A 12,629-nucleotide genomic window follows, 5' to 3' on the forward strand; every position below is an offset into this window, starting at 1 on the left:
CCCTATGAATTGAGCATTGGCCAATGAATACGGTTGCAGAGTATGGCTTTAGCGTTGATGATGGATTGAGCACAGGCTAAAAATGTCAGAAAATTACACCTCGCCATACTCAAGATAACATCTTCATCAGTCTGGCGTGTTATTGCACTCTAAATTGTCTTCCAGCGGTAAGGATTGGACGTGGCCACATCAGCTAAAACCCTGCAACAACGCATGGGCATCATCGCCCTCACTTGGCCGATTTTTATCGAAACCTTGCTGCAATCCTTACTCGGGATCAGCGATATTTTTATGCTGAGCCATTATTCCGATAATGCGGTTGCAGCAGTTGGACTCACCACCCAATTGATGTTTTTTATGATGGTGATGTCGATGATGGTTAGCACGGGCGCCAGTATTCTGATCAGCCAAAATAATGGTGCAGGCCGAACCCAAGAGGCGACCGATATTGGTGTCGCCAGTGTGGCGTTAAGTTTAGGTTTAGCGGTGGTGATGGGCGCTGCGATGTTTTTTTGTGCCCACGGCATTATCGGTTTATTTGAGTTAGAGCCTAAGGTTGCGGGCTATGGTTACGACTATCTGCTGATCTGCGGCAGTTTGAGTATCGGGCTGGTGATGAACATCGCCTTTGCCGCCATCTTACGTAGTTACGGTTTTACTCGCTCGGCTATGTTGGTCACATTGAGCACGGGGTTGATGAATGTGCTCGGTAACTATATTGCCCTTTATTCTCCCTTTGGTTTGCCGGTTTATGGAGTCACTGGGGTGGCGATTTCTACTGTGACCAGCCAGCTGATGGGTGCCTTGATTATGCTGGCTGTGATCCGCAGTAAGCATATTCCGCTACCGATGCAGCGGCTTAACTCACTGCCGCGCAGCACCTATTGGAGCGTGATGCGCATTGGCTTGCTCAATGCGGGCGAAATGCTGTCCTACAATGTGGCGCAGATGACGATTATTTATTTTATCAGTCAGATGGGCACGCTCTCTTTAACTGCTTATACCTATGGCTTGAATATCAGCCGCTTTATTTACTGTTTTTCGGTGGCATTGGGGCAGGCGGCGCAGATCCAAACTGGTTACTACGTGGGCAAACAATGGTTTGATGAGATAACGGTGCGGGTGCAAAAGTATTGCCTCGTGGGCTTTATCGTCTCCCTTGCCATAGTGCTAATCTTTTTTTGGCAGCGTTTTACCATTGTGGGTTGGTTGAGTGAAAATCCTGAAGTGATTCAACTCACCGCATTACTCTTATTAGGTTCAATCGCGCTGGAAACTGGGCGAGTGTTTAATCTGGTGATTATTTCGGCGTTAAAAGGCGCAGGAGATGTGGCGTTTACGGTGCGAGTCGGGCTATTTAGTATGTGGGGCATTGGCGTGCTTCTGGCTTGGTTTTTTGGCTTGTACTTAGGTTATGGCGTGCTTGCCGCTTGGCTTGCCGTTGCGGCCGACGAGTGGGTGCGAGGATTGATTATGGTGCAACGTTGGCGCTCGGGTCGCTGGCAGCGTTTTACCCGTATTCCGCCAGCAACTTCAGCTTAAATCGTTCTGATAATAATACCAATCGTATTAAATATCTGTTCATTCAGCGGGAGTTAAACGGGCTTTAGACAAGGCGAAGGCTTGAAGGCATAGTGGCGCTCTGTCGAAAGCCTTAAACGCAGTATAAAGCCCGTTCAACCCCGCCCTTCGGGAGCCTCACAGGTATCTCACTCCCGTGTTACATTGACTTAAAAGGGAATAACCATTTCTTCGTCAATGCGCCTTGGATTGAGATACCTGTGAGGCTCTGAACTGATTAGATATTTAATGTGATTGGTATAAAAGGTCAACCCTTATTGGTTGCCCCATTTACCCGTTTTCAGCAGTTCATTTTTAAATTGCAGATACCTTGGGTGCCCTGCATCGGTTTCGATTTCCATGGTGCTGTAGGGGGCAAAAAGTGCACCGGGAATTTGGTATCCTCGCGTCAACACATCCTCTAATGAGGGCATAAAACATTCTTTAATCGGGTCAAAATGGATTTTATAACTGGCATAGCCGTGCGTAATAAAGCGTTCAGTAATGTCGGTAAATAGTTGTCCAAAAGGTGTGTCGAGTGTCTCCGGTGTAGAGTAATAAAAGCCTTGTCCGTACCAGTAGAGCAATAAGGCGGTACCCGCATCGCAGAGTGGATGTTCGATAATCGCTCTGACCATATCGGGATCATGGTCATCCCAATTTAAGTTGCCCGCGACAAAATGCAATTCCTCCATGCTTTGTAAGTCACTGATACAGGTGATTTGTGTCGCCGCTTTGCCAAAGTAGGCGCTGTATTCATGTAAAGCGTCATAATCGGGATCGGCGAGTAATTTGGCGAGTTGTTGATGATTGGCAATACAGCCTAATTCTGCGCATTCATAGGCGCGAATAAATTGTTCTTGGGTTAATAACTTGGCCACGTGCTTCCTTAGGAATGTTGGAATAACCACACTCACCAGCTCTGCGAGAGCTGGCGAGGAATTGGGGGAGTCTTAGGCATTAAGCTTGCTGTTGCAGTAGGGTACGACACAGCTTGATAAAGTCGGACGAGGTGACTATTCCCAATACTTTCTTATTGTTATCGACTACGGGTAAGCAACCGAGTTTATTGTCGATAAAGTATTCCACCACAGTACTTAAGGGTTCATTTGGGGTGAGTGATTGGCAATCTTTATCCATCACAGTGGCGATCGGTGTATAGCGTTCTTTACGATCGAGTGCACCTTGACCGTATTTGTTTAACATCGACAGGACACTGGCGATCATCTTTTTGTGGGTAAGTACACCGACTAGGGCGCCGTCGGTTTCAGAAATCACCGGCAAATGGCGCACGCCGCGGGTTTGCATTAAATGGTGAGCATCTTTCAGGCTCGCACCATCGCTGATGCAGATGACCTCTGTGCTCATAATATCGCTGACTTTCATCCTATAAATTCCTTTTTTAACAATGCTCTGGTTTGACTCTGGACGAGCCAAAATCTGAGCGATTTGCCTCTTATTCGATGTTAGCAGCTTCATTGCGTCTTATGCCAGTATTGTACAAATAAAGTACGATATTCAGTATAAGGCTATGAATTAAAAGAAATCATAAAAGGCTGACAAAGACGTCACAAATATGTAACAGTGATGTCTCACAATCGGGGCCTCATTAGACCTCATACCAGTGAACCCTCATCTTCTAAAGGAATAATAATAATGAAACGAACCGTGACTCGTCGTGATTTTTTAGCAATATCGGCTAAAGGTATTGGCGCTGCAGTGATCTCCTACGGCCTAATGGGATGTAGCAACAGTGATGATGATAACTCTGTTCCTGCACAGTTTTTACATGGGATTGCCAGTGGCGATCCCATGCAGGATGCGGTGATCCTTTGGACTCGTGTGACGCCTGATTCTGCTGGGGATGTTAAAGTCAGTTGGCAAGTGGCGAGTGATGCAGCGTTCTCCCAATTAGTGACGACTGGGGAGATGGTCACTAATGCTAATCGTGATTACACCGTTAAAGTTGATGCCCGCGGTTTACGTGCAGGGCAAAACTATTTTTACCGCTTTATGACGGGTGACAAAACCTCCGTCGTGGGTAAAACCCGCACGTTACCCGAGGGTGAGGTGAGTTCAGTCAAGTTAGCCGTAATGTCCTGCGCTAACTTCCCTGCAGGTTATTTTAACGTATATGAATTGGCTGCGGCGCAGAATGATCTGGATGCTGTGGTGCATCTTGGTGACTACATTTACGAATATGCCCGCGGCGGTTATGCCAGTGAAAATGCGGCAAAGCTGGGGCGTGAAGTGTTACCCGCCAATGAGCTGCTGTCATTAAGCGATTACCGTACCCGTTATGGCCAATACCGTTCGGATAGCAGTTTGCAAAAACTGCACGCTAAAGTGCCTTTTATTACGGTATGGGACGACCATGAAGTGGCAAACGACACTTGGCGTGATGGCGCAGAGAATCATAACGAAGGTGAAGGGATTTTTGCTGCACGCAAAGAAGCGGCGTTGCAGGCTTATTTTGAATGGCTGCCGATTCGTCCATGGCGTGAGGGGAACCATGAGGAGATTTACCGCAGCTTCAGTTACGGCAATCTGGTCGATTTGCACATGCTTGATACGCGCGTTTTGGCCCGCGATAAACAGCTCGACTATGCCGATTATATGGATGCCACCACGGGCGCCTTCGATGGTGAGCGTTTCCGCGCCGATGTGACATCCACTTCTAGAACCCTATTAGGATTAACTCAGTTGCTTTGGTTACAGGGCACCTTATTGCAAGCCACGGGCACTTGGCAGGTGTTGGGTCAGCAAATTTTGATGGGTAAGATGTCGCTACCCGCTGCAATCGCAACCCAGCAGATGAGCATTCCCCAATTTGCCATGTTAGGTGCGCTGGCGAAGTTAGCGGCCCGTGCTGCAGCAAATGATCCGACGTTAACTGCCCAAGAGTTGCAGTATTTACAAGCTAATCAAGCCCTATTAACGCCCGAGGTGATTGCCCTGCTGCAACTCCCAGCGATTCCCTATAACTTAGATGCGTGGGATGGTTATGCCTATGAAAGAGAAGTCATTCTAGGTACGGCTAAATCGAAAAATCACAACCTGGTGGTGATCGCCGGTGACACCCATAACGCGTGGGCGAATGAGTTAAAAGATGTTAATGGCAATACCGTTGGGGTGGAGTTTGCTACGAGCTCAGTGTCATCACCGGGATTGGAATACTACTTAAATCTGCCTGCGGAGCAGATCCCCGCGACCGAGGCGGCGATTGTCGATCTGGTGCCGGATCTTCAATACACTAACCTAAAAGACCGCGGTTTTATGACCTTAACCTTCACCAAAGACGCTGTGCGTAGCGACTGGCATTATGTCAGCACGATTCTGACGAAGGAGTTTGAAGAAGCCAGCTCTCGCCGCTTCAGCGCCATAACCAAGGTTGGTAAACCTAGTATCAACCCTGTGAGCTAATCCATCAGGGCAAACTTTGCTTAGCTTGTGCTCGTTCCTTGTTGGCCACCTCTGGGTGGCCTTTTTTTGCGCGTTTTGTTAGTTTCGTCCTAAAAATGCAAAATAAACGGCAGTTAATCTGCAACTTATTACTATTACTGCAGCACGGTGGTTTTTTTTGGTATAAAATTCGCTCCCAAAATTCGGCGGCCACCTACACTTGCTAGGCTCTTGTGAAGAGAATGCTGTTCTTGTGTTTTGGACGCCGAACAGACCTTACTAGGTAAAAAGCTACGCTTTACCGCCTAAAATCAATAACTAAGATGGGGATCGGTGTCATGTCAGAGAAGTATTTCGTTACCGCACAGCAACTGCTCGAAGATTCATTTCTATTAGCGTCACAGGTTTATGAGAGTGGATTCCGTCCGCAGTTTATCGTCGGTATTTGGCGTGGTGGTGCTCCTATCGGGATCGCGGTGCAAGAGTTTTTCGACTTTAAACAAGTTGAAACCGACCATATTGCCGTGCGTACCTCTTCTTACTACGGCATTGGCACTGACAAACAAAGCAAAGAAATCAAAGTGCATGGTCTGCATTACATTGTTGAAAATGCCAATGCTAGTGACAGTTTATTGATTGTTGATGATGTGTTTGACTCTGGCCGCAGTATCCATGCGCTCAAGGAAAAGTTAGGCCAATTGATGCGTTTAAATATGCCTAAGGATATTCGCATCGCCTGCCCGTATTACAAGCCAAAGAATACTGCAGTGCCTTTAAAACCTGATTACTATATCCATGCCTCTGAAGATTGGTTGGTGTTCCCACACGAAGTGACAGGTTTAACGCCGGAAGAAATTGCCGAGGGTAAGGGCGATTTAAAAAATATTCAGCATCTTTTTAAGTAACAATAAAGACTTAATACGATTGCTATAAGAAAGCGTTAGCGGTCAATCGCTAGCGCTTTTTTGCTTTGATGGTTTAATAGTTGTAAAGGTCATATCGCACTCGACGATCTCCATACCAGCATTAATCGCTATTTTTACGCTAGCTTGATACAGAGCTTAGGACTAAGATTAGGACGAAAAATCATCTAGCATGCCGTGTTACTTTGGGATTCTCGCGGTGCATTGAAAGTGCAAAGCATGAAAATTTTTTCGTAAGCGATCTTTCTTTGCCGAAATCAAGTAAACTGCGCTCCTTTTGTTTTATGATGGCGTTTGTATCGCTTGATAAGACAAACGTGGCAAGCATCATTTAGGAAATAGAGCAGAATGAGCAAGGGTAAAAAATACGATTTTCGCGTAACTCAAGCTGAAAATGGTTGGAAGACTGAAATCACCCGTCGTATGACGTCGACTAAGACGGTAGTGTCGAAAAGCCACGATGGTTTTGCGACCGAAGCAGAAGCACAGGCTTGGGGCCAAGCTGAACTGCAAGTGTTTTTAGGCACGTTGGTTGAGCGCAACAAGCGTCGTTCAGAAAAACAAGCTAAGGCCAAATTAGCGGCGGCATTAGCGGCTGAAGCGGCAACGGATGCCGATGATTTTGATGATGAAGACGAATTCGACGAAGAGTAAGTCGCCAAGGCAAAATGGTTTATAGGCCTATTTGCACTCCACAAAAAGCGGATCTAAAGATCCGCTTTTTGTTATTTGAATTAAAGGCTTCGCGTTGGCATTAGCCTTTTAACTTAAAGCTACCTTGCATAATCGCCCTGTGACCAGGGAAGCTGCAGAAGAATTGGTAAGCTTCAGTTGGGCTCATGCCCGCGGTGCTGAAGGTGACTGAGGTCGATTCACCACCACCGACTAGACCGGTATGTGCAATCACACGGCTATCACCCGCTTTAACATAGGCTGCATCGGCTCCAGCGCCCATACCATCGGTCGCAACGGCTGACATATCAGCAGCTTTGGTTAATACCCAGTTGTGTCCCATGGCGGCTTTTGGCAGGGTGCCTGTGTGGGTTAGCGTGAGGGTGACTTCTTTACAGGTTGCAGGAACAGACAGCTCTTTAGTGTCAAATTGCATTGCGTCAGTCGCAGCAATCTTTAGCTCACATTCATTCGCACTCGCTTGGCTGGCGACGAATAATCCTAGGCCGAGTAGGGTTGCGCTAGTCATATTACGGAAAATGGTGCTTGTCGCTTTCATCTGGTACTTCCTTATTGTGAACAAGGCGGATCGAGCCGTTTGGGCTCGAACATACGCAAACCAGCATAGGCAGAATTCATTAAATGGGAATGAATTTGGTATGTAAATTATGTATATACAACTTTAGAATGAAATAGGCAGAGTGCGACAGTCTGCCGCACCGATGGGATTAACGCGATACTTCGCTGCGGTAGGGGATGGCGCGCTGTGCACCTTCACGGGTAACCGTAATCGCCGATGCTGCGTTGGCAAAGCTGACGGCGGCGGCAATTGACATACCTTCACTTAAGCCGACAACGAGCGCGCCGTTGAAGGTATCACCAGCGGCGACCGTATCGATGGCTTGCACAGTGAGGGCGGGGATTAGCCCGGTAAAACCAGGGCTGCTAATAAATGCGCCTTTGCTACCTAAGGTAATCACCACAGTGGTAATCCCCTGTTGATGTAGCCATTGGGCCGCGAGTTTGGCATCTTCTTCATGCTTGACCTCAATACCCGTTAATGCTTCGGCCTCGGTTTCATTGGGGGTAATAATGTCGACCCATTTCAGGTAATCCAGCTCCTGAGTGGCCGCTGGCGCTGGATTGAGAACTGTGGTTATACCAAGACGTTTAGCCATTTGGAGTGCATTGCTAACTGTTTCGGTGGGTGTTTCGAGCTGGATCAGCAGGTATTGCGCATTGGCAAACAGGGCGTAATGTTTTTCTAATTCAAGGGGGGTGAGATGGGCATTGGCCCCAGCGGCGATCCCGATGGCGTTTTCGCCATTATCGGCGACAAAAATCATCGCCGTGCCAGTGCTCACATTGTCGACTAGGGTGATGCCCTCGGCTTGGATGCCATCCTTGAGCCAACTGTCGCGCATTTCATTTCCAATGCTGTCTTGGCCTAAGTGGCAGATAAAATCTACGCGAGAATCGGGAAGGCACAGCCGGGCGCAAGCGACCGCCTGATTGGCGCCCTTGCCACCATGTTCTAACCGATAGCTTCGGCTTTTTAAGGTTTGTCCAGGAACAGGCAAATACTCAAAGTTCATAACATGATCGGCGTTGGCACTGCCGATAACGAGAATATGGCTCATGAAAGGTTCACCCTTATGTGTCATCTGCGGTTGAGATACGTTGGAGTGTAGGCTGCTAAGCTGTGAACTAACAAGTCAACAAAGCCTTGTCTATTGAGTCCAAACAGCACTGTGGCATTGGCGGGCTTACCCGTAAGCTGATAGCGATCGACGACCGTCATCCCCAGCGTTAACTCGCTTTGGGTTTCGATTCCTACCCAGCAGTCTTGGGCATCAAACAGTTCAGGTTTGAGTAACCAAGCAATAGTACATGGATCGTGCAGCGGCGCGCCAACAAATCCCCATTTAGGATCCCTATGGTAAATCATAAAGAAATCCAGTAATTCGGCGACGCATTTAGCCACAGGGTTGGGAATTGCCCGAATACGTTCGATATCTTCGTCCATGATCTGCGCTTGATGGGTTACATCAAGGCCGCACATGGTTATGGGAATACCGGATTTAAACACAATATCGGCGGCTTCTGGGTCGACAAAAATATTAAACTCGGCGGCAGGCGTCCAATTGCCGACGCCGGCTGCGCCGCCCATCAGCACAATGCGTTCAATTTTATCGTGTAACTCGCTATGACTCGCGAGTAAAAGGGCGATGTTAGTCAGCGGCCCTGTGGGAATTAAGGTTACTGGCTGATGACTTTTGCGAATTTGCTGCGCCATTAATTCAACTGCGGTAATGGCTTGAGGACTAAAACTTGGATTAGGCAATGCAGGGCCGTCGAGTCCGGTTTCGCCGTGGACATTATCGGCAATAATTAAATCACGGGCTAATGGTTTGGCGGCGCCGCCCGCGACAGGAATATCACTGCGATTTAATAAGGTTAAGATCCGCAAGGCATTATTGAGGGTTTTATCTGGCGTTTGGTTACCGGCGCTGGTGGTGACGGCGAGTGGAACGAGATCAGGATGGGCTAGCGCTAAAATGAGCGCAATGGCGTCGTCATGGCCGGGATCGCAATCCAGAATAATAGGGCAAGTCATACTGTTACTCCTTTAAACAGCGGTGATGGGGGCTTAGAATAGCATGTCCAAGCGGGTGGGTGATGAGTGTGATGGTGTCTTTACAATAAACTGTGAGCTTTTTCTGATTTCTATCAATAAGCTGCTACAATTGCGCCGCTTTGTAGGTACAAACAAAGTTCATTTAATGCTTAAGCATCATGAAATGATAAGGACGTTTTGGCGTGTTGATTAATCGCAGTAAGTTAACCTTTAGTGTACCCTCGCGAGGTTGGGGGTGGCTCGAGGTACTATTTTTTACCTTACCCCCTATTTTAATCTTAAGTCTTGCTGGCTTTTTTATCACTGAAGGATGGCAAAAGTGGCATTTGGTCAATCAGCTTGAAGTGCGTGGCGATGTTGCCATTGGCCGAGTGATTGAGACAGAGTATCGGAGTGAACGAGGTTCGAACGGTATTTCTCGCCAAAGATTGGTGTGTTTGGTTGAATATCAAACCGCCGAGGGCGAAGTGATTCGTCAGTGGGAGCTTGATGGTGTTGATTGCCGTGCGACCTATCAATTAGTCCCGCCGCAGGGTGATACGCCGGGGGCATTAGTGCCCAACTATGCGCAAAGTGCTGTGAGCTACCTTCCTGATTCACCAACTCGTGCAAGTGCTGACCTTAAATTAACGCGCGATCTCGCCAAGTCGGACTTTGGCTTTGGTACTGCTGGCTTATTATTGGGTTTGCTGGTGGGCTATTTCTGTTCGACTCCTTTAAGAATTTGTTGGGCAGAGTCTCGTTATATCCCAATACTCAAGTATTTGGGGGATCAGCAAGATTACGTTGGAATTATCAATTTGCTTGAAACCTACAGGTGCCATCCCGCCGCTAACATTCTGGTATGGGAAGCGGCCGACCATATTGGCCATTGCCCTGAGTTATACCCGCGTTTTGTTGAATTATTTATCCAAATGGAACATGTACCAAACAAAAAGTATCTGGAATCAATCGGTGAAAAAATCGGTGAAAAAATTGAAATGATTAGCTTTTATCGCTTGAGTTCATTAGGGTTTCACGACTTGGCTCTCGCGATGTTAGCCCGTAGCAATCAAGCTTTATCGGCAAGAACATTAGCAACCTTTGTGCTGATGACTCGCACTCATCTGCTCCCTTTGGCGCTGACATTATCGGCAGAAAAGCTAAAGGCATTGGAGGCACTTTGTTATGCCAAGGAGCTTAGTTTTGGTTTGGAAGATGAAAAGCAATGCACTGTCGACCTTGCAGCCCGTATCGAATATTTACTCTGGTTAGTTAAATGGGTGCTCGATGATGCGCGTAGCGCGCCAGAGCAAAGTGTTAGCCCTGTGCAAGCGCTCATCTTGGCGGCATTTGGCCAGATGATGGCGCTGCAAACCCTCAGCCTTGATAGCGCGCAGGTCATTGATAAACATGCACAAGCACTATTGTCTCGGTTAGATACGAGTCATGGTTTTCAGCGCGCATTGAGGCCGATAATCGAGTCATTATCGGATAACGTAGCGCAACATATTCAACAACTCACGTTTTCAGCAACGACAAGGAAATAAGTTATGCAGTCTTATTCAATTCCTCGCCCTTTGGCATTGGTAGCTGCCTTAATCGCCCTACAATTAACGGCTTGTAGTCAGCCGAAACCTTTAACCGTATTCGAAAATGATAAGGAAGCCTTGTTGCAGTTTGATAACGGCAAACTGCTCCAATTTAAGGAGAATCCGAGTCCACAGTATCGCCATATTCCCTGTGATTTACCCGCAGTCGAGACTGTGGTCACCAACAGTTCGGCCTTTGCGGCGTTAACTCAATCCGGTGAGGTGATCACTTGGGGCGACAGTTATGCTGGCGGTGATAGCCGCGAGGTGACGGAGCAGCTTAAACAAGTCAAGCAAATCGTCCCAGTTAAGGACGGGTTTGCCGCGCTACGTCAAGATGGCACTGTGGTGTACTGGGGCAATGCGGGGAAATATAGCCTCGACAAAGCCCTGCAAAACCGCATGACCAATATTACCAAGTTGTTCGCCAATCAAGAGGCCATTGCCGCGCTAGATGCCAATGGCAAGGTGCATACTTGGGGTTATGGCCCCTACGGTGGCAATAGCTTACATGTGCAGGATCAATTAGTTGATGTGGTCGATATCTTTGCCAGAGGGCGCAGTTTTGTCGCCCTCAAAAAAGAGGGCAGTGCTGTGATTTGGGGGCAGGTTGAAGAGTCGACCAATATGAAAAAGTTACTCCCGCAGCTTACGGATGTAGCGAAGATCGAATATTTTCAACACACCTATGCTGCCTTGAAAAAGGACGGCACTGTGGTGAGTTGGGGTTGGCGCAGTGATGCTTACTCGATTCGCAGCGCCTTAAAAGATGTGGTGAGTATGACGGCAAACAATTGTGCCTTTGCGATTTTAAGCCCTACGGGGGATGCGCATTTTTGGGGCGATGGTATTAACTGTGGTGTCGATTGGATTAAAAAAACCGATATCACAGGGGTAAAAGAGATTATCAGTATTGGCTCAGGTTTTTTATTACTGAGGGATAAGGCTGTGCCGCAAATTGTGGCCGACGATACTGATTACGCTTATATGTTTGGGTTTCACGATGCTCAAGAGATTCTTGATAAATATTGGCAGGAAGGGAGTGTTATTACTCGAGGGCCAGCCTCCTTTGTGTTTACGCGTCCCGATGGCAAAGTGGTGCCCGTTGGTTATCGCGCCAACCGTGATAATGTGGAAAAGTTAATGGCACGTATTCCGCGCCTCACTTGGTTAAATGGCGCAAATGACGGTTATGTTGGCATTAGTGAAAAGGGGGAGTTGGTCTCTTGGTCGATGAATTTTCCCATGTTCGACAAGTCGACAGTGCAACCTGCTGACTCGTTAGTGATTAAATCGCTGGATTTTACCCCCGCTGCCCAATGCGAAACCCCTGAACAACGTCAGGCGATTTTGAGCACAGACAGACCAAAACCTGCGGCAAAAAATTGGGATGGTGTTTTCTAACTTATGTGAGTTTTTTCGCTCACTTGAGATTAATGGACTTTCATCCGTATAGACGTCTATAATGCGCGCGCTCAGGTCAGATATGACCTGAGCCTTGTTGGGCGTTAACAGGTTTTACGCCCTTTGAACCTAATTTTGAGTCAACCTTCTGTGGTGCTTGCGATGATAGCGTCGCGAGATAATCGGGAAGCCAGTGAAATTCTGGCACTGCCCCCGCAACGGTAAAAGGTGAGAGACGGCCGCATTCGATAGGTGTTCACGATGAACCCGTAAATCGCAGTGTGCAAAGGTCAGTTTCGCGTTTATCTCTAGTGAGATGGATTATAGCCTAAGTCCGGAGACCGGCCCTAAAGGTGTTTTTGAGATTTCGGTGGGCAGATCTCAAAATGCGATAGTGACTATCAGTATTTTCTACTGAATCAACGATATCGTGGCGCCAATGCCCCGTTTTCCTTGCAG

The 12,629-nt window shown here is 47.7% G+C and carries 11 protein-coding genes and 1 riboswitch; of the genes, 6 read left to right on the forward strand and 5 right to left on the reverse strand.

The window, feature by feature from the left end:
* Nucleotides 1-180 precede the first annotated feature (180 nt).
* On the forward strand, nucleotides 181-1,542 hold the full coding sequence (locus SO_RS03780; RefSeq protein ID WP_011071098.1) for an MATE family efflux transporter: 1,362 nt from the start codon (nucleotides 181-183) through the stop codon (nucleotides 1,540-1,542).
* Between the two features lie 293 nt (nucleotides 1,543-1,835).
* On the opposite strand, the gene SO_RS03785 is transcribed toward SO_RS03780, so the two are convergent.
* Together SO_RS03785 and SO_RS03790 are read right to left on the reverse strand one after the other, a co-directional pair.
* The gene (locus SO_RS03785; RefSeq protein ID WP_011071099.1) at nucleotides 1,836-2,441 is read right to left on the reverse strand and encodes a DUF4274 domain-containing protein; all 606 of its coding nucleotides are present in this window, start codon (nucleotides 2,439-2,441) and stop codon (nucleotides 1,836-1,838) included.
* A gap of 79 nt (nucleotides 2,442-2,520) precedes the next feature.
* Nucleotides 2,521-2,946 (reverse strand): CBS domain-containing protein, encoded by a 426-nt coding sequence (locus SO_RS03790; protein ID WP_011071100.1) that lies wholly within the window; start codon nucleotides 2,944-2,946, stop codon nucleotides 2,521-2,523.
* A gap of 270 nt (nucleotides 2,947-3,216) precedes the next feature.
* Between SO_RS03790 and SO_RS03795 the strand changes: the two genes are divergently transcribed.
* The 3 genes from SO_RS03795 (at nucleotide 3,217) to SO_RS03805 (ending at nucleotide 6,539) form a co-directional block, all read left to right on the forward strand.
* Nucleotides 3,217-4,983, forward strand: coding sequence for an alkaline phosphatase D family protein (locus SO_RS03795; RefSeq protein ID WP_011071101.1), 1,767 nt, complete (start codon nucleotides 3,217-3,219; stop codon nucleotides 4,981-4,983).
* Between the two features lie 317 nt (nucleotides 4,984-5,300).
* Nucleotides 5,301-5,867, forward strand: coding sequence for a phosphoribosyltransferase (locus SO_RS03800; protein WP_011071102.1), 567 nt, complete (start codon nucleotides 5,301-5,303; stop codon nucleotides 5,865-5,867).
* A gap of 366 nt (nucleotides 5,868-6,233) precedes the next feature.
* Nucleotides 6,234-6,539, forward strand: coding sequence for a DUF3622 domain-containing protein (locus tag SO_RS03805; protein WP_011071103.1), 306 nt, complete (start codon nucleotides 6,234-6,236; stop codon nucleotides 6,537-6,539).
* A gap of 100 nt (nucleotides 6,540-6,639) precedes the next feature.
* Here the strand turns inward: SO_RS03805 and azu are convergent, their stop codons facing one another.
* The 3 genes from azu to rihA form a co-directional block, all read right to left on the reverse strand.
* Nucleotides 6,640-7,116, reverse strand: coding sequence for an azurin (gene azu, locus SO_RS03810; RefSeq protein ID WP_011071104.1), 477 nt, complete (start codon nucleotides 7,114-7,116; stop codon nucleotides 6,640-6,642).
* Nucleotides 7,117-7,285: 169 nt separating this feature from the next.
* Complete coding sequence (rbsK, locus tag SO_RS03815) at nucleotides 7,286-8,197, reverse strand: ribokinase (protein ID WP_011071105.1); 912 nt, start codon at nucleotides 8,195-8,197, stop codon at nucleotides 7,286-7,288.
* A 20-nt stretch (nucleotides 8,198-8,217) separates the two neighbouring features.
* Nucleotides 8,218-9,174 (reverse strand): pyrimidine-specific ribonucleoside hydrolase RihA, encoded by a 957-nt coding sequence (gene rihA / locus SO_RS03820; RefSeq protein ID WP_011071106.1) that lies wholly within the window; start codon nucleotides 9,172-9,174, stop codon nucleotides 8,218-8,220.
* Nucleotides 9,175-9,377: 203 nt separating this feature from the next.
* On the opposite strand from rihA, the gene SO_RS03825 reads away from it, so the two are divergent.
* Nucleotides 9,378-10,724 (forward strand): hypothetical protein, encoded by a 1,347-nt coding sequence (locus SO_RS03825; RefSeq protein ID WP_011071107.1) that lies wholly within the window; start codon nucleotides 9,378-9,380, stop codon nucleotides 10,722-10,724.
* A gap of 3 nt (nucleotides 10,725-10,727) precedes the next feature.
* Nucleotides 10,728-12,170 (forward strand): RCC1 domain-containing protein, encoded by a 1,443-nt coding sequence (locus SO_RS03830; protein ID WP_011071108.1) that lies wholly within the window; start codon nucleotides 10,728-10,730, stop codon nucleotides 12,168-12,170.
* A 134-nt stretch (nucleotides 12,171-12,304) separates the two neighbouring features.
* A riboswitch (cobalamin riboswitch) is annotated at nucleotides 12,305-12,534 on the forward strand.
* Nucleotides 12,535-12,629: the final 95 nt, after the last annotated feature.

It is taken from the genome of Shewanella oneidensis MR-1 (genome assembly GCF_000146165.2).
GTDB classification, from domain to species: domain Bacteria; phylum Pseudomonadota; class Gammaproteobacteria; order Enterobacterales; family Shewanellaceae; genus Shewanella; species Shewanella oneidensis.

Bases quoted from the DNA above. Each gene is read 5' to 3' on its own strand.
- SO_RS03790 (WP_011071100.1), bottom strand. From the start codon at position 2,946: ATGAAAGTCAGCGATATTATGAGCACAGAGGTCATCTGCATCAGCGAT.
- SO_RS03795 (WP_011071101.1), top strand. From the start codon at position 3,217: ATGAAACGAACCGTGACTCGTCGTGATTTTTTAGCAATATCGGCTAAA.
- SO_RS03800 (WP_011071102.1), top strand. From the start codon at position 5,301: ATGTCAGAGAAGTATTTCGTTACCGCACAGCAACTGCTCGAAGATTCA.
- SO_RS03805 (WP_011071103.1), top strand. From the start codon at position 6,234: ATGAGCAAGGGTAAAAAATACGATTTTCGCGTAACTCAAGCTGAAAAT.
- azu (WP_011071104.1), bottom strand. From the start codon at position 7,116: ATGAAAGCGACAAGCACCATTTTCCGTAATATGACTAGCGCAACCCTA.
- rbsK (WP_011071105.1), bottom strand. From the start codon at position 8,197: ATGAGCCATATTCTCGTTATCGGCAGTGCCAACGCCGATCATGTTATG.
- rihA (WP_011071106.1), bottom strand. From the start codon at position 9,174: ATGACTTGCCCTATTATTCTGGATTGCGATCCCGGCCATGACGACGCC.
- SO_RS03830 (WP_011071108.1), top strand. From the start codon at position 10,728: ATGCAGTCTTATTCAATTCCTCGCCCTTTGGCATTGGTAGCTGCCTTA.